The sequence below is a fragment of the Streptomyces corchorusii genome (assembly GCF_001514055.1).
Classification (GTDB): Bacteria; Actinomycetota; Actinomycetes; order Streptomycetales; family Streptomycetaceae; genus Streptomyces; species Streptomyces olivaceoviridis.
In genome coordinates, this window is record NZ_KQ948352.1 from 263,086 (window position 1) to 283,916 (window position 20,831).

Here is a 20,831-nt window from a genome sequence, read left to right on the forward strand (position 1 = left end):
CTCACCATGACCCGACGCACCGGCATCCGGCGTCAGACTGCCAAGGCCCAGCGCACCAACCCGCTGGACGCCGCAGGAATCACCTACATCGACTACAAGGACACCGACTTGCTGCGGAAGTTCATCTCCGACCGCGGAAAGATCCGCAGCCGTCGGGTGACCCACGTGACGCGTCAGCAGCAGCGGCAGATAGCCCAGGCCATCAAGAACGCACGCGAGATGGCGCTCCTGCCCTACGGCTCCCGGTAGGGCGGTGGGCGCCGCACCTTCCGTTACGCCCGGTACCGGTAGCGGATCCGGCCGCGGGTGAGGTCGTAGGGGCTGAGTTCCACGAGCACTCGGTCGTACGGGAGGATCTTGATGCGGTTCTTCCGGATCTTCCCGCTGATGTGGGCGAGCACTGTGTGCCCGTTCTGGAGTTCCACCTTGAAGGTGGCGTTGCGCAGGCACTCGATGACGGTGCCTTCGGCTTCTACGCCCCCTGCTGCCTTTGTCATGGTCTCTCACTTCTGCCGTTGTGTGACGGCGAATTCGGTAGGTAGTGGTCGCCCGGTGCGGTGTGGTCGCGCGTCAGTGGCGGACGAGCTCCAGGGTGCCGGCCGTGCGCCGGGCGCCGATGCTCTCGAACAGGGCGGTGGCCGCCGCGTTGGACTCGTCCACCTCGGCCCATGCCGAAGCGGTCCCGGAGCGGTGCAAGGAACCGAGCGCATGGGTCAGCAGCGCCCGGGCGATGCCCCGGCGGTGTCTGTCGGACCGGACGGCGATCAGCCCGATCCGGGGCTGCCGGGTCAGCGGGGCCACTCGGACCAGTCCCACGTACGCGTCCACGTGCCTCGCCACCGCGTACTTCGACGGGTCGAGCACGGTGGTCCCCGCCGGGCGGGGCAGCACCTCGGCCGGCATCGTCTGCCATCCGGCCGTGGCCTCGACCTCGTCGCGGATGAGGCGGTCCAGGGCGCGCAGCGGGCCCTCCTCCGCCTCACCGGCGGGCAGGATCGTCACGCCGGACGGGGGCCGTACCGAGCCGAGCCCGGTGATCTGCGGGTCGGTGGGCACGACATAGCCCCACTCGCGGCGTGCGGTGGCGAAGCCGGCCCGCTCCCAGGCGGACATCGAGTCGTGGTCGGCCTCGTCGACGACGGTGTACAGCGGTGTCGGCAGGTCCGCCAGCATCGCGTCGGCGATGCGGTCGAAGACCGCGCCGTGCCACGCGTCGATGCTGACGAAGAGCCGCCCGTCGGGCCGACGCGCAGCGACGCCGCGGCCGACCGTCAGGTCGTCCTCCACGGCGTGCCACTGCGTTTCCGAGACCCGCGTGACCGCAACCGGATGGCTGTCCGTGCCCGGAGTGGAATGCACGAAGTTCATAGGTGTTGCCTCTCAGGAGTGCCTTGTCCGAGGCGCTCCCGGCGACACCTACGTCAATCGCCCACCGTGACGACATGGGGGAGCACCCACATGGATACAGCCTTCATGGGTCTCACCTCCTCGCGTTCTCTCACGGCTGCCCAGACGCTATCAGCGGGGGCCGGTCAGCCCAACGCATTTATCCGACGCGGGGTCCTCAGGGGCCCGCCACGAGTTCGGGATGCTCATGCTCGCAGGTGCCGTCGATGCGGTCCTCGCCGAACTCGGTCTCGATGATGGCGATCCTGAGGCCGTGGGTCTCGGTAGACCTGTCGGCAGAGGACGGGCGGCCCGCAGGGCGTCCAGCCGCCGGGAGGCTGATCACGGGCCTCGCGGGAGGTTGATGGCGGTCCTGCCGTGGGCGGCGCCGACGGCCGGGGCGCGCCGCGCATGCGCGGCCCTGCACGATCCGGTCCGTGACGAGGGGCCGGTGACAACCCGGTGAGTGGTCCGGGTGGCACACCGGCCGCTCGGGCAGCAGGACCGCGCATCGGTCCCGGAGGCGGTTCCGCCAGTCATGTCGTCGAGGCCGGCCACACCCCCTCTGCGGGCCGATTTCTTCCCGCCGATGGAGAGGCCGGTGCTGAAGCGTCAGTTGCCGAGGGCTTGGCGGAGCGTTTCCCGGCAGTCGATGAGGGTGTCGACGCCGACGATGTTCAGGGTGCGCATCACGGATTCGCCGGGTGCGGCCAGGCGCAGCCAGCCGTCGGCTTCGCTGAGGGTGTGGTGGGCGGCGATGAAGATGTTGATGCCGCTGGAGTCCATGAAGGTGACCTGGTGCAGGTCGACCACGACGCGGGGGCGAGGGGTGTGGGAGGCGTCCAGGGCCTGGCGGAGTGTGTCGCCGGTGTGGTGGTCGATCTCTCCGGCCAGGGTCACTACGCGGATGCCGTTGACGGTCGTGGACACGACCGATAGCTGGCCTGGCGGCTCAGTGGGGCCGGTATTGGTCATCTCTGCCTCAGCCATAGAAGTGATCCTGGCATATTCACACCGCCGTACGCAGTGCCGCCCGGCATGGTACGGGCGGAGTCTTCGCGTGGCACAGGCAACAAGGCGGGGTGAACCTCGGCTGCGGGGGTACGGACGGCGCCTGCATCGCCCAGGCCCGCCGTCTGGCCGCGGGGTTTCTCGCCCGTGCCCGGAGCGGGCAAGGAGGACCGGTCTCGCAGCGTGCCGTGGACCTCACCCGGCTGGTGGTCAGCGAACTGGTCACCAACGCCCGCAAGTACGCGCCCGGACCCGTACTGATGGAACTGCGGATCACGGGCGAAGCGGTGGAGGTCGTCGTGTGGAACTCCGATCCGGTGCTGCCGGTGGCGCGGGCCTCGGACGCCGGCCGCGTCGGGCAGCACGGCCTGGAGATCGTGATGGCCGTCGCGCAGGGCGTGGAAGCCCGGCGCGAGCCGGTCGGCAAACGCAGCTCCGAGCGCAGGCGAAAGTCGATTGGGCCGATGCCGATCCGTGCCGTACAGTTCACCGTACCGACGCGGGGTGGAGCAGCTCGGTAGCTCGCTGGGCTCATAACCCAGAGGTCGCAGGTTCAAATCCTGTCCCCGCTACTCAAACGTGAAGGCCCGGCATCCGCCGGGCCTTCACTGCGTGTGTGCCGATTCGGACCTGGCTCTCGGCGAACAGGGCATCTCGCTCACAGCTGTGCTTCGCCGTCGGGCGGGGGGCGGGGGGCGGGAACGGCCAGGACGGCGGTGTCGGCGTCCATCCCGGTGCCGAAGGCGTCGAGGGGGCCGCAGCCACTCACCCAGCACGCGCCCGCACTGTCGGACTCCCGGCGGATGACTTTCACGGGATCTGCCGGTCACCCGGCAGACACAGACGGTTCACCTGGCAGGCATGGGTAACCCGACAGATGGCTCCCACCGGCTGCGCGGAGCACCGGTCGGCGGCGGCCCAGAGCCACCCGCGCTGGAGGAACCTGGTGAACGGCGAATCGACCATCCCATCCTGTGAGACGCGCTTCCCCGCAGTCACGGCGAGTATCACCGCCGCCCGGCACTGGGTCCGTGACTGCGTGGACGGTTTCGGCGGTCCGCTGCGCCAGCACCGGGTGATCCAGACCGCCGAACTGCTCGTCTCGGAACTGATCACCAATGCCATCCGCCACGGCTCCGGCCCGCCCCTGATCCAGCTCACCTGGAACGGGCGGTGGCTGCGCATAGCCGTCAGCGATTCCAGCGACCGCTGGCCCCGCAAACGCGCCACTGCGAACACCGAGCCCGGCGGTTTTGGCCTGCAACTCCTCGACCGACTCGCCCGACGCTGGGGCGTCACCCCGAGGCACCCCGGCAAAACGGTCTGGGCCGAACTCGGCCTCGACTCCTGAGCGCGGTGGCGGAGCCGACCACCGGCAGCGTCGTCCACGGCGCCTGCTCGGGCACGCTGCGGATCCGGACCGAGAGCGACCGGGGCGTCTGCGAGGGCCCACGACGGCGGACGGCTGAACGATCCCCTGGGGCGCCGGCCGCCCCGCCCCACGCAGACCGGCGGCAGGGGACTCCTACTTGTCCACTACTTGTCCACCAACTCGCGGACGTCGTCCGTGTCCGCACCGGCCCCGACGGCACTACCCTTCGCTGCTGCCGCCCCGGCCTGCCGGGGCGGCAGCCGACCCCGCGGCCGACCTCCATGCCGGCAGCCCCGCGGCCGGAACCGGACAGTGCTGCCGGGCTGTGGCTCAGGCGTCGATGATGACGGGGATGATCAGGGGCTTGCGGCGGTGGGCGCGGAACGCCCAGTTCGCCACGGCGCGGGCGATGAGCTGTTCGAGTTGGCGCGCGTCCCCGACGCCTTCCTCGGCTGCGGTGGCCAGGGTCTTCTCGATGACGGGGATGACCGGCTCGAAGGTGGTGTCGTCGTGGACGAAGCCGCGGGCCAGGAAGTCGGGGGCCTCGGCGAGGGCGCCGGTGTCCGCGTCGACGATCGCCACCACCGTGACCACGCCTTCGGAGGCGAGGGTGAGACGGTCCTTGAGGGACGCTTCGGTGGCGCCGCCGACTTCCATGCCGTCCACGTAGACGTTGCCGGCGGGGACCTTGCCGGTGATGGACGCGCGCCCGTCGACGAGGTCGACGACGACGCCGTCCTCGGCGATGACCACTCGGTCGGGGTCGACACCGGTACGGATGGCGAGGTCGGCGTTGGCCCGCAGGTGGCGCCATTCGCCGTGCACGGGCATGACGTTGCGGGGCTTGACGATGTTGTAGCAGTAGACGAGTTCGCCGGCGCTGGCGTGCCCGGAGACGTGCACCTTGGCGTTGCCCTTGTGGACCACGTGGGCGCCCCACCGGGTGAGTCCGTTGATCACCCGGTAGATGGCGTTCTCGTTGCCGGGGATGAGAGAGCTGGCGAGCAGGACGGTGTCGCCCTTGCCGATCCGGATCACGTGGTCGCGGTTGGCCATCCGAGACAGCGCGGCCATCGGTTCGCCCTGGGAGCCGGTGCACACCAGAGTGATCTTGTGGTCCGGGAGCTTCTCCAGCTCCTTCGTGCTCACGACCAGACCGGAGGGCACCTTCAGATAGCCCAGGTCGCGGGCGATGCCCATGTTGCGGACCATCGACCGGCCGACGAAGGCGACCTTGCGGCCGTGCTGGTGGGCGGCGTCCAGGACCTGCTGGATGCGGTGCACGTGGCTGGCGAAGCTGGAGACGATGACCCGGCGCGGCGCGGTGCGCATCACCTGCTCGATCGCCGGGTTCAGCTCACGCTCGGAGGTGGTGAAGCCGGGTACTTCGGCGTTGGTGGAGTCGGTGAGGAACAGGTCCACGCCCTCCTCGCCGAGGCGGGCGAAGGCGCGCAGATCGGTGATGCGGTCGTCGAGAGGGAACTGGTCCATCTTGAAGTCGCCGGTGTGCAGCACCAGCCCGGCCCGGGTGCGGATCGCGACCGCGAGGCTGTCGGGGATGGAGTGGTTGACCGCGACGAACTCGCAGTCGAAGGGGCCGAAGCCACGCCGGTCGCCCTCCCGCACCCGCACCGTGCGCGGCCGGATGCCGTGTTCCTTGAGCTTGGCCTCCAGGAACGCCAGCGTCAGCTTGGAGCCGACGACGGGAATGTCGCGCCGCTCGCGCAGCAGGTACGGCACGCCGCCGATGTGGTCCTCGTGGCCGTGGGTGAGTACCACGGCCACGATGTCGTCCAGCCGGTCCCGGATCGAGGTGAAGTCCGGCAGGATCACGTCCACGCCGGGCTGGGTCTCCTCGGGGAACAGCACGCCGCAGTCGACGATCAGCAGCTTGCCCGCGTGCTCGAAGACGGTCATGTTGCGGCCGATCTCACCCAGGCCGCCCAGGGCGATGACCCGCAGCCCTCCTTCAGCAAGGGGTGGGGCGGCTTTCAGTTCGGGGTGTGGATGACTCATACCCTGACGGTACCCGGAGAGCGGCGCAAGGTGATCCACTGCCTGCGGTATCCGAGCGCTCGATACGCCCCGCCGCCGACGACGTACCGGCGCTCGCCGACCGCCGGCGGGGGATGGTGCGCTGCTGATGCCGAGGGGTCCGTCTCAACAGGGCGTGCCGTCCAGCGCTCTCCTCGGTGGGGAAGTGATCGGCAGCGAGGTCTTCCCGACCACCCGGAGTGGAGGGGACCGGCCCCATCGGGGCGGCCCTGGCCCAGTGCATGCTGGTCCAGGACGTGGAACGAGGTGTGAGCAGGTCGCGGCGCAGGTGCTTGACCAGTGCGGTCGGCGGGCAGCGGGCCCAGCGGGCGACGCGCTCGGCCAGCGGATGGAGGGCGCCGGAGGTGTCGCGGGCGTCGATCACGCCGTCGGTGTACAGCAGCAGGGTGTCTCCGGTGTCGAAGGGCACGGTGGTCTCGGCGTGCGAGTTGGCCGAGGTGAGGCGGGACGCCCAGGGGCGGGGCCGCGTCGGCGGCGACCGGCCGGGGCTCTTGGCTCGGCCGCAGGAGCAGGGGTGGCGGGTGCCCGCAGTGAGACGGGCGAGGGGCTCGTCGGCGGGCAGGTCCAGGAGAAGGGCCGTGATGAAGTGTTCGCCCGTTTCGTCGTCGGTGGCGGAGAAGTCGGTGAGGTAGCGGTGGACGTGGTCGTCCAGGGGGGTGGCGAGGCCGGGCAGGCTGGGGTGGCCGGCGGTGGTGAGGCGGAAGGCGCTGAGCAGGAGGGAGGCTTCACCGACCGCGGCCGGACCTTTGCCGCGTACGTCCCCGATCAGCAGGCGGGTGGTGTGGTCGGTGCGGGTGGCGGTGTAGAGGTCGCCGCCGATCTGGGTCTCCTCCGCGGCGGCGAGATGGCGGCAGGCGATCTGTCAGCGCGGCGATCTGGGCCAGATGGTTGCTGGTGGTCAGCCCGCCGTGCAGGACAGCGATGAAGACCTGGGCCGCGACGGCGAGGGCACCGACCGCTGCTGTGGTCCTCGGCCCGGCGAAGGACGGCGCGAGGGCAGGAGCGATCACCAGGAGCGGCCCCAGGTGGATGTTCGTGGGGGAGTGGACGTCGACGACCGTGATCAGCGCGATCAGCGGAATCGGGACGGTCGCTTCTGCCGCCCTTGCTCGACATGCCGTGCAGCGCATGTGGGACTACACTCTCTGGGCGAAGGCCGCAGTCAACGACACGCCCTGTGCCTTTCGCTCACAGGCTTGCCAGCCTCCCGGTCACAGCACCCGATCAAGCGAATGACGCGCGCGTGGGCCCCGGAGAGATCGGTGAACAGGTCGTTCCTTCAATCTTGCTGCGGTGACACCTGAAGACCGCGCCGCACCCCGCTTGTCGAGCCCGGCGACGGCCATCCGCCTCGCGCCTCCCTCACGGGACCCGCGAAAGAAGATGGAGACGGAAGGTATTCCCATGCGATCACAGCGCATTCGGCGTCTCGTCGCGTTGTCCGCTTCGGGCCTGCTGCTGACCGGTGCGGCGGCAATCGGCACGGCAGGCAGCGCCTTCGCCGCGGAACACGGCAACCTCAGCTCCTACAGCAGCGACCACGGCGGTCACGGCTGGTGGGGCGACGACGATGACGACAGCTATGGCTACGGCTACGGCGGAGACTATGGCGGCTACGGCTTCGGCTTCGGCGGAGACCATGGCGGCTATGGCGGCGACCACGGTGGCTATGGCGGTGGAGACCACGGTGGCTATGGCGGCGACCACGGTGGCTATGGCGGTGGAGACCACGGCGGCTATGGCGGCGACCACGGTGGCTATGGCGGCGGAGGCCACGGCGGTGGTGGCGGAGGCCACTGACTGAGGAATCCACTGAGCGTGACGTGCGGTCCATCACGGGCCGCACGTCCCGGAGCGCCTTCTGCCCTGAGAAGCGCGTCTGCCCGAGGGAGTCCGCCCATGCGAATCGGCGTGGATTTGAACCGGTGCCAGGGATACGCACAGTGCGTGCATCTGGATGCTGGTCGAGCACTTTCCCCCGCAACGCGCCAGTGAGGCTCACCAGCCAACCCGAACGGGACACACGACTGTGCCTGGCCGTCGGCAGGGGCTTGCCCGGGGTACCTCATGCGCCACGGCCCCCTGCCACTTCCGCCGAGCGACATGAGGCCGATCGGGTGACGATGGAGATGTAGTGACGTGCCACGCTGCTCACAGAAGGAGGCAGGTGCCATGACATCTCCTTCCGAATCCGCCGGCCCCGTTCCGCCACGCGGCACCGAGCCACGAGAGGGTCCTGCGGCCGAAGGCATCGCCGCCCTGGCGAACGCGGGCTGGCAGATCCTGCTCACCATGGGCCTCGCCACCATCGCCCTGGGCGTCATCGCCCTGGTCTGGCCGGGCGAGACGCTGCGCGTCGTCGGCGTGCTCTTCGGCGTCTACCTGCTGGCCACCGGTGTCTTCCAACTCGCCGCCGCCTTCGGCACCCACGTCCCCCGGCATCTTCGCGTACTGCACTTCATCACCGGCGCGGCCTCCATCCTGCTGGGACTGGTCTGCTTCCGGGGCCCCCTTGAGTCGGTCTTCCTGCTCGCTCTGTGGATCGGCTTCAGCTGGCTGCTCCGGGGCACCTTGGAGACGGCCGCGGCGGCCTCCGATGAGACCATGCCAGGCCGCGGCTGGCACGTGGCCTTCGGCGTCATCGGCACCATGGCCGGCATCGTGATGATCGTCATGCCGTTCTCCTCCATCGCGACACTCACCCTGGTGGTAGGCATCATGGCCATCGTCGTCGGCCTGACCGAAGTGGTCCGCGCCATCAGGACACGCGTCGAGATCGGCCATCTGGCTGCCGGTACGGCCACCCAGCGGCGTCCCCTGTTCCACGCACGTCCGCACCCCCAGCACTGACCGGTGGAGCCGGATCGATCGGACGTCGGCGAGCGGTCACATAGGGGGGCAGTCATCCGGGGGCGTCGGACCGGTCGGTGTCCTCGGGGCTGTTGTCCGTCCGTGTCGGCAGCCCCAGTGACCGACCGCCGCGGTGAGCCCAGATGTCACCGAGGACGACCTGGATGACGCCGGTGACGGGAATCGCCAGCAGGGCTCCGAGGATTCCGGCGACTTCGGCGGCGATCAGGGTGGCCAGCAGCACAGTGAGGGGGTTGAGTTTCACCGTCCGAGAGAGGATGACCGGTTGCAGGAGGTGGTTCTCGGCCTGCTGATAGACGATGAAGAAGATGATGGCGCCGATGCCGGCCGGCAGGGAATGGACCAACGCCACGGCGGAGGCGACGACAGCTCCTATGGTGGCTCCCACCAGGGGAATGAGGTCGGTCACGGCGACGAAGAGGGCCAGCAGGCCGGCGAACGGCACTCCGGAAACCAGCAGCACGACGTAGGTCAGAAGCCCGCAGATGACGCTGATCAGCAAGTTCCCGGTCAGATAGCCGTTGACGGTACGGGCGCACGCGGCCCCGACGCGGCGGATGCGGGCCGCGGGCGCCTCGTCCAGGAGGGCCAGGGACCGGCCTATGGCCCTGGGGCCCTCCAGCACCATCAGATAGGCCAGCACGAAAATCGTGACAGCGCCCGCCGCGGTGCTCGCGGCGCCGCGGAGGAACTTCGCGACGGGCGTGCTCAGTCCGGTGGCGAACGCGTGGATCTGCGCCTGATGGTGCTGGACGTACTGCAGAGCGTGCGTTCGTTCCAGCAGGTTACCGACTGGCCCGCGGCCGGCCTGGGCGTCCCTGATCATCGCGGGCAGACGACCGGCGAACCGGCTTCCCTCCTGGGCCAGGGGGATGACGAAGAGGGCGACCACCGCGCCGATGACCGCGGCCGTGGCCAGGAAGACCAGCAAGGCGGCCACCGACCGTCGGCACCGCGGCACCCGTCGCCGCAGGGCTTCTACCGCCGGATGAAGGGAGACGGCCAGGAACAACGCGATGACCGCCCAGATCAGCACCCGGCGGGCCTGGACCACCAGTTCGAGTACGGCGTAGGTGGCGAGTACCAGGCCGATGGTGGCGAGGATGGTTCGCACCGGAACCGGACGCGTCGCCATGGGCACCGGGTGCCCAGCCCCGGTCACGGGAAAACGACGAGATCTCTCCGCCCGGTGCGCGATATTTCCCGGAGCTGTCGTTTGTGACCCCGTCTGATGCGCCGTAACTGTCGAAGGAGTGTCATGGTGTGACCGAGAACGCGCCGCGGCCGACGACCGGTGCGCGGCGGCCCTGTCTGATCGTGAATCCGCGTTCGGGGGGAGGAAAAGCGAGCCGGTTCCGGATCGCGGAACGCGCCCGCACGCTCGGAGCCCAGGTGGTCCTGATCGATCCTTCCCTGCCCCAGGACCTGGCGACGGTCGCCCGACGCGCGGTGGACGACGGTGCGGATCTGCTGGGCGTGGCCGGCGGAGACGGTACACAGGCGCTTGTCGCCGAGGTGGCCGCGGAGAGCGGCCTGCCTTTCGTGGTCATTCCGGCAGGTACCCGGAACCACTTCGCCATGGATCTCGGCCTGGACCGTGAGGACCCCTCGGCCGCGCTGGAGGCCCTCACGGACTGCGTCGAGGTGCGCGTGGATCTCGGGTACGCAGGCGAGCGTGCGTTCGTCAACAACGTCTCGTTCGGTGCTTATGCCGCCCTGGTGCAGGACCCGGCTTATCGGGACGACAAGCTGGGCACGGCAGTGCGCATCCTTCCGGACTTCCTGGCCCGCCACGAGGGCCCGGAGCTGGTGGTCCGCACCGGGCTGCGCACCGTTGACGGGCCGGATGCCGTACTGGTGAGCAACAACCCTTACCAAGTGGACGACCCGGCTGGGCTCGGCAGGCGTGCGCGCCTCGACTCCGGTCTCCTGGGAGTGCTGGCCGTCAGGGTGGAGACGCCCGCCGAGACGGCCACGAGACTGCGTAGCCGGCAACCGCACGGCCTCACTCGTCTCGCCACGCCCGACGACGTCGTCGTCTACGCCGACGTCCCGGCCCTCCCCGCCGGGCTGGACGGCGAAGCCGTCAGTCTGCCGACTCCCGTGCGGTGCCGCATCAGTCCCCGTGCGCTGCGGGTATGGATCCCCCGACGTGGTCGCGGCGCCGGACCCGCCGGACGACCGCCGGGCTGGGCCGCCATCCGGCGGACGGCCTGATCCAGTTCTGCTCGTCGGCGATGGGCGCGTCGGTCAATTCGCTCGGCCGAGCGGGCCGACGTGGCTGCGAGCAGTTCGGACGAGACTGCCGGTTGCCTGTGCGCCGGCCTCACCTGCGGGCTGTCGCGGACTGTTGGAGCAACGCGCACGCGCTGCTCGCCAGCTCGACGAGTGACTTCTGACTCCCGCACCCCGCGCACCCCGCGCACCCCGCGCACCCCGTGCACCGACTCGACTCGCCGGCGGCGGTCCGGTCGCTGGAGGCTCGAACGGGCCGCTACCCGTCCCGCCAGGCACTCACGGTCCAGAAGACCGCGAAGCCCGTCCACACCATGGCGAACACCCAGACCGCGGGGTGGCCGCCGAACAGTGCCATGGAGCCGAGCCAGCCGACCCCAACGGCCACGAACGGCAAGCCGAAGCTGGAGAAGGCGAAGAGGCCGGAGAGCCGCCCGCTCAGCAACGCCCATGCGCCGGCCGCCAGGATCAGGCAGCCCAGCGCCAGCCACGGGAAAACCGCCTGCTGCGAGGAGGGCGCGTAGGTGTCGATGTGGCCGCGAACCCTCAGCTCCACGACGTCCCCCCGCCACAGCCGGACTTCGGCGTGGTCGCCCTTCCCGGCGTCGTTGTACGTCTCCGACCCCACGCCCAACCAGCTTGTACCCCCTGGCCGTTGGACCTTCAGGTCGTAGTACGTCGTACAGGTCGTACCGCCGCCTCCGCCGCCTGCGGTGGTCACACCGCCGGCCGTCACACCGCCGGTGCTGCTGCCACCGGCGGTGTTCATACCGCCTCCGGCCGTGACGCCTCCGGTCGTGATGCCTCCCGTCGTGCCGCCACTCGTGCCGTCGGACGTGCAGCGCTCACCCGTCCGCCGGTCGAGCACCGTGCCCGCCTCGCGCCGCACGCACCGTTCCCCCTCGTCCCCGTCCCCGCTCCGGCCCCCGCCCTGGCAGACCGGTGCGTCGCGGTACTCCATGGTCGCTCCGTAGCCTTCAGCGACCTGCTGACCGCAGAACAGGACTCCCCATCCGGCCGCGAGCACGAGCAGCCCCCGTAACCAGTGGGGCAGCCGCCCGCGGTACCAGACGTTGCCGTACCCCCTGCTTTTCACCCAGCTGTCATCCCCGTTCGGCTGAGTCCTCATGCACCGGCCCGGCCCCGCCACGGAACGTTATGCCAAGAGCCGGAACGGGCGGGTTGGACTCCAACCCGCCACTGTCGGAGCGCCGGGCGTGCCGCGCCGCGACGGGCCAAGAGCCGCCGGGTCGCCCTGGTCGTGAGAGATTTCGTGAGACGTGAGAGGGTCTGGGGCGTGAGTGAGACACCACCGAACACCCTGCAATACCGCTTTGACGGGCCAGAAGAGGCCCCGGTCCTGATCCTGGGTCCCTCACTGGGTACGACCTGGCACATGTGGGACCGCCAGGTCCCGGAGCTGGCCAAGCAGTGGCGCGTCTTCCGGTTCGATCTGCCCGGGCACGGCGGCGCCCCGGCGCACCCGGCCGGATCGGTCGCGGAGCTGAGCGCCCGGCTGCTGGCGACGCTGGACGCGCTCGGCGTGCAGCGGTTCGGCTACGCGGGCTGTGCGCTGGGCGGCGCGATCGGCATCGAGCTGGCCCTGCGCCACCCCGCGCGGCTCGCCTCCCTCGCCCTGGTCGCGGCCTCCCCCCGGTTCGGCACCGCCGACGAGTTCCGCCAGCGCGGGGTGGTCGTGCGCACCAACGGGCTCGACCCGATCGCCCGGACCGCGCCCGACCGCTGGTTCACCGGCGGGTTCGCCGCGGCGCAGCCCGCGATCACCGAGTGGGCCGTGCAGATGGTCCGCACCACCGACCCCGGCTGCTACATCGCCGCCTGCGAGGCGCTGGCCTCCTTCGACGTACGGCCCGAGCTGGGCCGGGTGGGGGTGCCGACCCTGGTGCTGGTCGGCTCCGACGACCAGGTCACCGGCCCGGCCGAGGCCCGCACCCTGGTCGCCGGGATTCCGGACGCCCGGCTCGCGGTCGTCCCCGGCGCCTCCCACCTGGTGCCGGTCGAGCAGCCCGCCGCCGTCACCGACCTGCTCGTCCACCACTTCTCCACCGCCTGGCAGCAGCCCTACGACACCGGCCAGACCGCCCTGCCGGGCACGCCGGCCGTCCCGGTCCAGGTCCCGGCCGCCGCGCCGCAGCCCGCGCCGGTCGCCGAGATCGCCCCGGCCGCCGTACCGGCGCAGCCCACCGGACAGCCGGACCGGTACCAGAACGGGCTGAAGGTCCGCCGCGAGGTGCTGGGCGACGCCCACGTGGACCGGGCGCTGGCACAGGCCGACGAGTTCTCCGGGGACTTCCAGGAGTTCGTCACCCGCTACGCCTGGGGCGAGATCTGGGACCGGCCCGGCCTGGACCGCCGTACCCGCAGCTGCATCACGCTCACCGCGCTGGTCGCGGGCGGCCACCTGGAGGAGCTGGCCTTCCACACCCGGGCGGCCCTGCGCAACGGGCTCACCCCGGACGAGATCAAGGAAGTGCTGCTCCAGACGGCCGTCTACTGCGGGGTGCCGGCCGCGAACAGCGCGTTCCGGGTGGCCCAGCAGGTGATCCGGGAGGAGACCACGCCCGCCGAGTAGCGCCCCGGGCGGTCGCAGACGGCAGGATGGGGAGACATGAAGCTCACGAAGAAGTCCCACGCCTGCGTCCGCCTGGAGAAGGAGGGGCAGACCCTCGTCATCGACCCGGGCGGGTTCTCCGAGGAGGACGCCGCCCTCGGCGCGGACGCGATCCTCATCACGCACGAGCACCCGGACCACTTCGACGAGTTCCGGCTGCGGGCCGCCATGGAGAACAACCCGGCCGCCCACATCTGGACGCTGAAGTCGGTCGCCGACCAGGTCGAGGCGGCCTTCCCGGGCCGGGTGCACACCGTCGGCCACGGCGATGCCTTCACCGCCGCCGGTTTCGACGTCCAGGTCCACGGCGAGCTGCACGCGGTGATCCACCCGGACATCCCGCGCATCACCAACGTCGGCTATCTGATCGACGGCGGGAAGGTCTTCCACCCCGGTGACGCCCTCACCGTGCCCGGCCAGGCGGTCGAGACGCTGCTGGTGCCGGTGATGGCCCCCTGGAACAAGATCTCCGAGGTGATCGACTACGTCCGCGAGGTGGGCCCGCGGCGCGCGTACGACGTCCACGACGCCCTGCTCACCGACCTCGCCCTGCCGATCTACGAGGGCCACCTCGGCCGCCTGGGCGGCACGGAACACCAGCGGCTGCACCCCGGGGCGTGGACCGAGGTCTGAGCGGGCGGACGGGCGTTGTCGGACCCGCCAGGTAGGTTGTGAGGCATGCGCATCGCTACCTGGAACGTGAACTCGATCACCGCCCGCCTTCCCCGGCTGCTGGCCTGGCTGGAGAGCAGCGGCACCGACGTGCTCTGCCTCCAGGAGGCCAAGGTCGCCGAGGAGCAGTTCCCGTTCGACCAGCTCCGCGAGCTGGGCTACGAGGCCGCGGTCCACGCGACCGGCCGGTGGAACGGCGTGGCGGTGCTCTCCCGCGTCGGCATCGAGGACGTGGTCAAGGGCCTGCCCGGCGACCCGGGCTACGACGGCGTGACCGAGCCGCGCGCCCTCTCGGCGACCTGCGGCCCGGTCCGCGTCTGGTCGGTGTACGTGCCGAACGGCCGCGAGGTCGGCCACCCGCACTACGCGTACAAGCTCCAGTGGTTCGAGGCGCTGAAGGCGGCCGTGTACGGCGACGCGCAGGGCAGCCGCCCGTTCGCGGTGCTGGGCGACTACAACGTCGCGCCGACGGACGACGACGTCTACGACCCGGCCGCCTTCGAGGGCTCCACCCACGTCACCCCGGCCGAGCGCGCCGCGCTGGCCGCCCTGCGCGAGGCGGGCCTGGACGACGTCGTGCCGCGCCCGCTGAAGTACGACCACCCGTTCACCTATTGGGACTACCGCCAGCTCTGCTTCCCGAAGAACCGCGGCATGCGCATCGACCTGGTGTACGGCAACCAGCCGTTCGCCCAGGCCGTCAAGGACGCCTACGTCGACCGCGAGGAGCGCAAGGGCAAGGGCGCCTCCGACCACGCGCCGGTGGTGGTCGACCTGGACGTGTGATGCCACGCTGGGTCCATGAACCTTCCGTTCCTGGGCCACCGGCACGCGAAGAAGGCGGAAGCGGCGCTCCGCGCCGACCCCGAGGCGGTCGCCGCGCTGCTGTCCGAGTGCGAGCTGCTGCGCTCGCACGCGGCTCGGGCGGGCGTCCGCCTCGACGACACCCCGGACTCGCTGGAGGCCCTGGACCAGATGGTCCCGCGCTGGCGGGACGACCCGGAGATCCTGCCCTGGCTGGGCCACGACGCCGGGCTGTACCTGGGCACCGTCGTCGTGCGCACCGTACCCGGCGCCGCCTGGCGGATCCGGTCCGACGGCGAGCCCGTCGTACGCCTCGCCTCCGGCCGCGCCGTGGAGGTGGTGCCGGCCGGGGAGGAGTGGGCGGTGAGCGGGGTTCCCGAGCTGTCCCAGCTGTACGCGGAGTTCGCCGAGACCTGACGCCCGCTGCCCCGGAGGCCCCTTCCGACGTGAATACGGCGATTGCCCGGAAGATGCGTGTCATCCTTCACCTCCGCTGTCGTCCGGACAGGTCGCGGCACCACGACACAGCCGGGAGCGGGTGGGCCTGCGGGTGGCCGTCGATCCGTTGACCGCACTGCGGAACGTCAACAATCGGCCAGATCGACTACTACGCCGGCACCTGCACCATCAACGCGGGCCGCAAGAAGCTCGTCGGCCTCCACCACCTGGCGGGCCAGTCCCTCCTGGTCCGCTACGCGGAGGACGACATCCACGGCCCGCAGGACCTCTGCGGCTGCACCTCCGCGTTCCTCTGCGAGGCGCTGCGCGCGGGCAGCAACACCGTGCCCAGGCGCAGGGCTTCCTCTTCGTGGCGCTGAAGGCGCAGCCGCTGCCCGCGCCGGTCGCCGGGCTCGCCCTCCGCAACGGCTCGGTGCTCGCCTCGCCGAGGTCTTCCGCTCGGGTGTGGACGCCGTCGAACGCGGTCTGGGCGAGGCCGCGTTCGCGCTCGGCATGCGCGAGACCCAGGTCATGGCGCATGTCCTCGTCCCGCAGGCGGTGCGTGCCATGCTGCCCGCCGCTACCAGCCGGTTGATGGTCGCCCTGGAGGACAACTCCCTCGGCTTTCTCCTCACCCACGAGGAGTTCCCCGACGCCGGGAAGCCCATCGCCTCCAACCTCGACTACGATTTGCCGTTCATCCTTGTGGTGATGGTGATGTCGCCGATCCGCATCGGATGTGCGTACTGCTCTCCCGGTTCGCCGACCGGGTGTCCCGGCGGGAGCGGTGCGGCCCCGGGACCAAGGGGTGGCGGTCGCCGCTCCCGGTCCGGGGGCGCTGCCGCCAGGGGGGCGGCAGTACGGGCCAGGCTCGTCCGGCGGCAGCCGGAGATCACTGCTCGCCGAGCGGGACGGACACGTACGACGGGTCGTCCGAGGGCGAGGAGAAGGTCAGCTGCGCGCCGGACGGGTTGTGCTCGGCGTAGAGCGGGTCGACCGTGTCGACCACCAGCGCGAGGCGGTGCCCGGCGGGGACGTCGTAGGCCGTGGAGAACAGGTCCAGGTCGACGGCGAACGGCTCGCCGGGCGTCCGCCCGTGCCAGGTCCACGGTGCGTGCGTGACCAGCTTGCCGATGCCGAGCGGGCCCACGTCGTACAGGTAGGCGATGAGGGTGCCGCTCTCCCCGGTCGGGGTGAGCGTGGTGTGCAGGGTGGCCGTGCCGCGGACCCGCTGGGCGGCGCCGTACCGCTCCGACTGCCACACGGCCGCCCAACGGCGCGGCAGCAGCGGCAGGGAGGCGGTGGGCGGCAGCCGGGCGACCTGGTCCAGGATGCTGGAGAGGAAGACGATCCCGCCGTCCGCGCCGGAGTCGACGTTCGCGTGGATGGTGGGCGAGCCGGTGAGTGCCAGCTTCCGCCGGGTCGCGGTGACCGACTTCCAGTCCGGGTAGCCCTCGTACGCCCCCGCGGTACGGGACTTCAGCCGGACCGGCTGCTCGCGGTCGACGCCGTTGCCGACGCCCCGGAGGTAGTGGTCGAACCAGCGCCGGGTGTCCGTCCACACGTCGTTGGGCAGCCCGAACAGACCGGTGAGCTCGGGTGTCGCGTGGTCGCCGGGGCGCAGTTCCAGCCGCTTGGGGACGGTCAGCTTCTCGTAGAAGGAGGCGTACTGGTTCGCCGGGAACACCGTGTCGCCCCAGGCGTTGGCCAGCATGACGGCGGCGCCGTTCTCGTTGAGCTGGTCCACGTAGGTCGTGGCGGAACGCTTCCGCCCCCAGTCGACCATCTCCTGTTCCTTCGACAGGTTCGACGTGTACAGGTTGTCGAAGATGTCCCGCAGTTCGGGGCTCTCGCGGCCGGTGAGGGTGGCCGCGCCGTCCAGCACGGCCGCCGCCTGGAGGTGCTGGGTGCGCCCCGAGTAGATGGAGTCGATCAGGTCGGCCCACCCGCTGAGCGCGGCCACGGCCCGGACGCGCTTGTCGTGCGCGGCGGTCAGCAGGCTGATCCCGGCGCCGTACGACACCCCGGCCATGCCGATGTGCTCCGGGTCGGCCGGGGTGTGGGCGAGGGCCCAGTCGATGACCCTGGAGGCGTCCGCCGTGTCGGGCGGACCGGCCACTTCTATCCGGCCGCCGGACTGCCAGAACCCGCGCACGTTGTAGGTGAGCACCACATAGCCGGAATCGGCCAGTTCCCGGGCCTGGGCCAGGTACTCCACCTGCGGCAGGCCCCAACTCGTGGGCAGCACGAGGAGCGGGTAGCGGTGCGAGCCGTCGGCGCCCCCGGGTGTGAGGACGTTGGCCTTCAGTACGGTGCCGCCGTCGCCGGTGATGTCGACGAACCGGACGCCCGGGGCGGCCTCGGCGGCCGGCGCCAGGCCGACGACGGAGCCGGCGAGCAGCGCCGCCGAGACGGCTCCGGCGGCGGAGGCGCGCAGCGCGGTGCGGCCGTGTCCCATGGGTCACTCCCTCACTCGTGTCCGTGCAAAGTGACCCGACGGTAACCGTGCCCTCCTACCGCAAGTAACCCGTCGGTAAGTTACGTGCGGATAAAGATTGTTGAAGTGTCACTCGGCGGTGGCGGGGGCGGGCTCCGGCAGCGGTGTCCGCGCCGCCCGCGTCACGTCCGCCACCAGCTCGACCACATCCGGGCCGTACGCCTGCGAGTTGACCACCTTCAGCAGCAACACGAAGGAGCCGCCGCCGTACTTGCGGGCCAGCCGCTCGTGGTGGCGGGCGAGATAGCGGGTCGCCGCCTGATTGGTGATCGCCCGCTGGCCGCAGAAGAGGAACACCGGGCGGGTGTCGAGGCCGCCGTCGGCGGTGAGCCGGGCGAGCAGCACGTACTCGCTGCGGCCGGCGTCCATCCGGTACTCCTCGCCGCCGATCCGGAAGGCGCCGACGTCCGGGCCCGTCGCGGCCTCCGCGTTCATCCGCACGCCCGGCAGCAGGGAGGAGAGGTGGGCCTCCATCCGGCGGTTCGAGGCGGGACCGCCCAGGCAGAACTCCGTGCGCTCGCCGAACCCCTGCTGGGCGGCGTCGTGCGCCACCACCCGCGCGTGGGCGTTGCAGTCCTTGATGAGGGCGGACAGTTCCAGCAGGGCGAACACGTCGTGCCGCATCACCGACAGCTCCGGCCCGCCCGCGTTGCGGTTGACCACCAGCAGCGACTCGGCGTGGTCCGGCAGCCCGAAGAAGGACTGCTTGCGGCGCAGCCGGCGCTTCCACAGGTACGTCCGGGCGACCCAGCCCAGCGCGGCCGAGACGCCCGCGGCTATGACTCCGAGGACGATGTTGCGCACGTCGTCGTTCATGGCCGCGCATGGTAGCGGGCCCGGGCGACGGCCGCGGTGCGCAGGCGTACTGTCGGTAGTACCGGTCATCCGGTTACGCTGCGCGGACTTGTCCCGACGGGAGGTACGGATGGGTCGTCCAGGCACGCGGAAACTGGCGGTTATGGCGGTCTCGGCCGCCGTGGTGTCGGTGGGGGCGGCGGCGCCGCCCGCCGCCACGGCGGACAGAACGCCGGCGAAGGTCCCGGTGGCCGTCGGCTACGGCGGCGCCGTCGCCAGCGTCGACGCCGACGCCTCCGCCGCCGGCATCGAGGTGCTCAAGCACGGCGGCAACGCGGTCGACGCGGCCGTCGCCACCGCCGCCGCGCTCGGCGTCACCGAGCCCTACTCGGCCGGCATCGGCGGAGGCGGCTACTTCGTCTACTACGACGCCAAGTCCCGCACGGTGCACACCATCGACGGGCGCGAGACCGCGCCGCTGAGCGCCGACGCCGACCTGTTCACGGAGAACGGCAAACCGCTCGCCTTCGCCGACGCCGTCAGCAGCGGTCTGAGCGTCGGCACCCCGGGCACGCCCGCCACCTGGCAGAAGGCGCTGGAGAAGTGGGGCAGCAAGCGGCTCGGCACCCTGCTGAAGCCCGCCGAGCGCATCGCCCGCGACGGCTTCACGGTGGACGACACCTTCCGCGCGCAGACCGCCTCCAACGAGACCCGGTTCCGCTACTTCCCGGACACCGCGAAGCTGTTCCTGCCGAACGGACGGCTGCCCGTCGTCGGTTCCACGTTCAAGAACCCCGAACTCGCCCGCACCTACGAGCAACTGGGCCGGCAGGGCATCGGCGCGGTCTACCGCGGGGACATCGGCGACGACATCGTCAAGACGGTCGAACACCCGCCCGTGGACCCCGCCTCCGGCTGGAACGCCCGCCCCGGCAAGCTGGCCGAGAAGGACTTCGCCGTCTACCGCGCCAAGCTCCAGGCGCCCACCAGGACGTCGTACCGCGGTCTGAACGTGTACTCCATAGCGCCCTCCTCCTCCGGCGGCACCACGGTCGGCGAGGCGCTCAACATCCTTCAGAACACCGACCTGTCGAAGGCGAGCGAGGTGCAGTACCTGCACCACTACATCGAGGCCAGCCGCATCGCCTTCGCCGACCGCGGACGCTGGGTCGGCGACCCCGCCTTCGAGGACGTCCCGACCGCGCAACTGCTCTCCCAGCGGTACGCCGACTCCCGCGCCTGCCTGATCAAGGACGACGCGGTCCTCACCAGCCCGCTCGCGCCCGGCGACCCCCGGCACCCGGCCCCCTGCGGCCAGGGCGGTACGGCGGCCCCGACGACCTACGAGGGGGAGAACACCACCCACCTCACCGTGGCCGACAAGTGGGGCAACGTCGTCGCCTACACGCTCACCATCGAGCAGACCGGCGGCAGCGGCATCACCGTCCCGGGCCGGGGCTTCCTGCTCAACAACGAGCTGACCGACTTCTCCTTCGCCCCGGCCAACCCGGCCGTGCACGACCCGAACCTGCCGGGCCCGGGCAAGCGCCCGCGCTCCTCGATCTCCCCGACGATCGTCCTGGACCGGCACAACAGGCCCGTCGTGGCGCTCGGTTCCCCCGGCGGCGCGACCATCGTCACCACCGTGCTCCAGACGCTCACCGGCTTCCTGGACCGGAAACTGCCCCTGGTGGACGCGATCGCCGCACCGCGCGCCAGCCAGCGCAACGCCGCCCGGACCGAGCTGGAACCGGGGCTGTACGACAGCGACCTGAGGAAGCGGCTGGAGGCCATCGGGCACTCCTTCAGCCTCAACCCGGAGATCGGGGCGGCCACGGGCGTGCAGCGGCTGCCGGACGGCAAGTGGCTGGCCGCCGCCGAGAAGGTACGGCGCGGCGGCGGCTCGGCGATGGTGGTGGACCCGGCGCGCTGACGGTCGGGTTCACGTACCCGAGCCGCGCTGACGGTCGGGTTCACGGCCCGAGCCGTGACGGCCGGGCCCACGTATCCGAGCCGCGACGGCCGGGTTCACGGCCCGAGCCGCGCCGGCGGCCGGGCCCACC

Annotated in this window: 21 protein-coding genes, 1 tRNA gene and 2 pseudogenes; 14 read left to right on the top strand and 10 right to left on the bottom strand. The window is 71.1% G+C overall.

Annotation, left to right across the window (positions count from 1 at the left end):
- Positions 1-6 precede the first annotated feature (6 nt).
- The gene (gene rpsR / locus AQJ11_RS05330) at positions 7-249 is read left to right on the top strand and encodes a 30S ribosomal protein S18 (protein ID WP_041665552.1); all 243 of its coding nucleotides are present in this window, start codon (positions 7-9) and stop codon (positions 247-249) included.
- A gap of 23 nt (positions 250-272) precedes the next feature.
- Here rpsR and infA read toward each other — a convergent pair whose 3' ends face one another.
- The 3 genes from infA to AQJ11_RS05345 all read right to left on the bottom strand — a co-directional run bounded on the left by infA (position 273) and on the right by AQJ11_RS05345 (position 2,316).
- A complete protein-coding gene (gene infA, locus AQJ11_RS05335; RefSeq protein WP_014675926.1) occupies positions 273-497 on the bottom strand; it encodes a translation initiation factor IF-1 in 225 nt (74 codons plus the stop codon).
- 73 nt (positions 498-570) lie between these two features.
- Positions 571-1,368: a GNAT family N-acetyltransferase gene (locus AQJ11_RS05340; protein ID WP_059262046.1), complete on the bottom strand. Its 798-nt coding sequence runs from the start codon at positions 1,366-1,368 to the stop codon at positions 571-573.
- 630 nt (positions 1,369-1,998) lie between these two features.
- Complete coding sequence (locus tag AQJ11_RS05345; RefSeq protein ID WP_079082224.1) at positions 1,999-2,316, bottom strand: STAS domain-containing protein; 318 nt, start codon at positions 2,314-2,316, stop codon at positions 1,999-2,001.
- Between the two features lie 152 nt (positions 2,317-2,468).
- Here AQJ11_RS05345 and AQJ11_RS05350 point away from each other — a divergent pair, with 152 nt between their 5' ends.
- Both AQJ11_RS05350 and AQJ11_RS05355 read left to right on the top strand, forming a co-directional pair.
- The gene (locus AQJ11_RS05350; RefSeq protein WP_244218121.1) at positions 2,469-2,918 is read left to right on the top strand and encodes an ATP-binding protein; all 450 of its coding nucleotides are present in this window, start codon (positions 2,469-2,471) and stop codon (positions 2,916-2,918) included.
- A tRNA-Met gene (locus AQJ11_RS05355) sits at positions 2,896-2,969 on the top strand. The genes AQJ11_RS05350 and AQJ11_RS05355 overlap by 23 nt, the downstream gene beginning before the upstream one ends.
- An 86-nt stretch (positions 2,970-3,055) precedes the next feature.
- Here the strand turns inward: AQJ11_RS05355 and AQJ11_RS50275 are convergent.
- Positions 3,056-3,211, bottom strand: a complete 156-nt coding sequence (locus tag AQJ11_RS50275) for a hypothetical protein (RefSeq protein WP_208616443.1) — start codon at positions 3,209-3,211, stop codon at positions 3,056-3,058.
- A 225-nt stretch (positions 3,212-3,436) separates the two neighbouring features.
- On the opposite strand from AQJ11_RS50275, the gene AQJ11_RS48075 reads away from it, so the two are divergent.
- Positions 3,437-3,748 carry an ATP-binding protein gene (locus tag AQJ11_RS48075; RefSeq protein ID WP_244218122.1) on the top strand — a complete coding sequence of 104 codons (312 nt, stop codon included), beginning with the start codon at positions 3,437-3,439 and terminating at the stop codon, positions 3,746-3,748.
- A 351-nt stretch (positions 3,749-4,099) separates the two neighbouring features.
- Here AQJ11_RS48075 and AQJ11_RS05365 read toward each other — a convergent pair whose 3' ends face one another.
- Together AQJ11_RS05365 and AQJ11_RS52600 are read right to left on the bottom strand one after the other, a co-directional pair.
- Positions 4,100-5,785, bottom strand: a complete 1,686-nt coding sequence (locus AQJ11_RS05365) for a ribonuclease J (protein ID WP_059262048.1) — start codon at positions 5,783-5,785, stop codon at positions 4,100-4,102.
- Entirely contained in the window at positions 5,739-6,683 is a 945-nt protein-coding gene (locus tag AQJ11_RS52600; protein ID WP_079082226.1) for a PP2C family protein-serine/threonine phosphatase, read from the bottom strand. The genes AQJ11_RS05365 and AQJ11_RS52600 overlap by 47 nt, the downstream gene beginning before the upstream one ends.
- Before the next feature lie 545 nt (positions 6,684-7,228).
- On the opposite strand from AQJ11_RS52600, the gene AQJ11_RS50280 reads away from it, so the two are divergent.
- Positions 7,229-7,624: a hypothetical protein gene (locus tag AQJ11_RS50280; RefSeq protein WP_107120789.1), complete on the top strand. Its 396-nt coding sequence runs from the start codon at positions 7,229-7,231 to the stop codon at positions 7,622-7,624.
- Positions 7,625-7,996: 372 nt separating this feature from the next.
- Positions 7,997-8,674 (top strand): HdeD family acid-resistance protein, encoded by a 678-nt coding sequence (locus AQJ11_RS05380; protein ID WP_059262050.1) that lies wholly within the window; start codon positions 7,997-7,999, stop codon positions 8,672-8,674.
- Between the two features lie 52 nt (positions 8,675-8,726).
- On the opposite strand, the gene AQJ11_RS05385 is transcribed toward AQJ11_RS05380, so the two are convergent.
- Positions 8,727-9,830 (bottom strand): AI-2E family transporter, encoded by a 1,104-nt coding sequence (locus AQJ11_RS05385; protein ID WP_059262051.1) that lies wholly within the window; start codon positions 9,828-9,830, stop codon positions 8,727-8,729.
- 128 nt (positions 9,831-9,958) lie between these two features.
- Here AQJ11_RS05385 and AQJ11_RS05390 point away from each other — a divergent pair, with 128 nt between their 5' ends.
- Entirely contained in the window at positions 9,959-10,912 is a 954-nt protein-coding gene (locus tag AQJ11_RS05390) for a diacylglycerol/lipid kinase family protein (RefSeq protein ID WP_059262052.1), read from the top strand.
- Between the two features lie 277 nt (positions 10,913-11,189).
- Here AQJ11_RS05390 and AQJ11_RS50765 read toward each other — a convergent pair whose 3' ends face one another.
- Positions 11,190-12,026, bottom strand: coding sequence for a hypothetical protein (locus AQJ11_RS50765; protein ID WP_244218124.1), 837 nt, complete (start codon positions 12,024-12,026; stop codon positions 11,190-11,192).
- A gap of 201 nt (positions 12,027-12,227) precedes the next feature.
- On the opposite strand from AQJ11_RS50765, the gene pcaDC reads away from it, so the two are divergent.
- The 6 genes and pseudogenes from pcaDC to AQJ11_RS50775 form a co-directional block, all read left to right on the top strand.
- Entirely contained in the window at positions 12,228-13,523 is a 1,296-nt protein-coding gene (gene pcaDC / locus AQJ11_RS05400; protein WP_059262053.1) for a bifunctional 3-oxoadipate enol-lactonase/4-carboxymuconolactone decarboxylase PcaDC, read from the top strand.
- A gap of 36 nt (positions 13,524-13,559) precedes the next feature.
- Positions 13,560-14,195 carry an MBL fold metallo-hydrolase gene (locus AQJ11_RS05405; protein WP_014675939.1) on the top strand — a complete coding sequence of 212 codons (636 nt, stop codon included), beginning with the start codon at positions 13,560-13,562 and terminating at the stop codon, positions 14,193-14,195.
- A gap of 45 nt (positions 14,196-14,240) precedes the next feature.
- Positions 14,241-15,020 (top strand): exodeoxyribonuclease III, encoded by a 780-nt coding sequence (locus tag AQJ11_RS05410; protein ID WP_058082659.1) that lies wholly within the window; start codon positions 14,241-14,243, stop codon positions 15,018-15,020.
- Positions 15,021-15,035: 15 nt separating this feature from the next.
- Positions 15,036-15,455 (top strand): DUF6278 family protein, encoded by a 420-nt coding sequence (locus AQJ11_RS05415; protein ID WP_059262054.1) that lies wholly within the window; start codon positions 15,036-15,038, stop codon positions 15,453-15,455.
- A 176-nt stretch (positions 15,456-15,631) separates the two neighbouring features.
- Positions 15,632-15,829 (top strand): annotated as a pseudogene (locus tag AQJ11_RS50770) (ABC transporter substrate-binding protein); the annotation flags it as partial.
- An 8-nt stretch (positions 15,830-15,837) separates the two neighbouring features.
- A pseudogene (locus tag AQJ11_RS50775) lies at positions 15,838-16,332 on the top strand (ABC transporter permease subunit); the annotation flags it as partial.
- Between the two features lie 36 nt (positions 16,333-16,368).
- Here the strand turns inward: AQJ11_RS50775 and AQJ11_RS05420 are convergent.
- Positions 16,369-17,934, bottom strand: a complete 1,566-nt coding sequence (locus AQJ11_RS05420) for an alpha/beta fold hydrolase (protein WP_059262055.1) — start codon at positions 17,932-17,934, stop codon at positions 16,369-16,371.
- Between the two features lie 108 nt (positions 17,935-18,042).
- Positions 18,043-18,789 carry a hypothetical protein gene (locus AQJ11_RS05425; protein WP_014675944.1) on the bottom strand — a complete coding sequence of 249 codons (747 nt, stop codon included), beginning with the start codon at positions 18,787-18,789 and terminating at the stop codon, positions 18,043-18,045.
- 109 nt (positions 18,790-18,898) lie between these two features.
- On the opposite strand from AQJ11_RS05425, the gene ggt reads away from it, so the two are divergent.
- On the top strand, positions 18,899-20,701 hold the full coding sequence (gene ggt / locus AQJ11_RS05430) for a gamma-glutamyltransferase (RefSeq protein ID WP_175252308.1): 1,803 nt from the start codon (positions 18,899-18,901) through the stop codon (positions 20,699-20,701).
- The last annotated feature ends 130 nt before the right edge of the window (positions 20,702-20,831 follow it).

Bases quoted from the DNA above. Each gene is read 5' to 3' on its own strand.
- AQJ11_RS05420 (WP_059262055.1), bottom strand. From the start codon at position 17,934: ATGGGACACGGCCGCACCGCGCTGCGCGCCTCCGCCGCCGGAGCCGTC.
- AQJ11_RS05405 (WP_014675939.1), top strand. From the start codon at position 13,560: ATGAAGCTCACGAAGAAGTCCCACGCCTGCGTCCGCCTGGAGAAGGAG.
- AQJ11_RS05410 (WP_058082659.1), top strand. From the start codon at position 14,241: ATGCGCATCGCTACCTGGAACGTGAACTCGATCACCGCCCGCCTTCCC.
- AQJ11_RS05425 (WP_014675944.1), bottom strand. From the start codon at position 18,789: ATGAACGACGACGTGCGCAACATCGTCCTCGGAGTCATAGCCGCGGGC.
- AQJ11_RS05340 (WP_059262046.1), bottom strand. From the start codon at position 1,368: ATGAACTTCGTGCATTCCACTCCGGGCACGGACAGCCATCCGGTTGCG.
- AQJ11_RS05385 (WP_059262051.1), bottom strand. From the start codon at position 9,830: ATGGCGACGCGTCCGGTTCCGGTGCGAACCATCCTCGCCACCATCGGC.
- AQJ11_RS05365 (WP_059262048.1), bottom strand. From the start codon at position 5,785: ATGAGTCATCCACACCCCGAACTGAAAGCCGCCCCACCCCTTGCTGAA.
- infA (WP_014675926.1), bottom strand. From the start codon at position 497: ATGACAAAGGCAGCAGGGGGCGTAGAAGCCGAAGGCACCGTCATCGAG.
- AQJ11_RS05415 (WP_059262054.1), top strand. From the start codon at position 15,036: ATGAACCTTCCGTTCCTGGGCCACCGGCACGCGAAGAAGGCGGAAGCG.
- AQJ11_RS50280 (WP_107120789.1), top strand. From the start codon at position 7,229: ATGCGATCACAGCGCATTCGGCGTCTCGTCGCGTTGTCCGCTTCGGGC.
- ggt (WP_175252308.1), top strand. From the start codon at position 18,899: ATGGGTCGTCCAGGCACGCGGAAACTGGCGGTTATGGCGGTCTCGGCC.
- rpsR (WP_041665552.1), top strand. From the start codon at position 7: ATGACCCGACGCACCGGCATCCGGCGTCAGACTGCCAAGGCCCAGCGC.
- AQJ11_RS05380 (WP_059262050.1), top strand. From the start codon at position 7,997: ATGACATCTCCTTCCGAATCCGCCGGCCCCGTTCCGCCACGCGGCACC.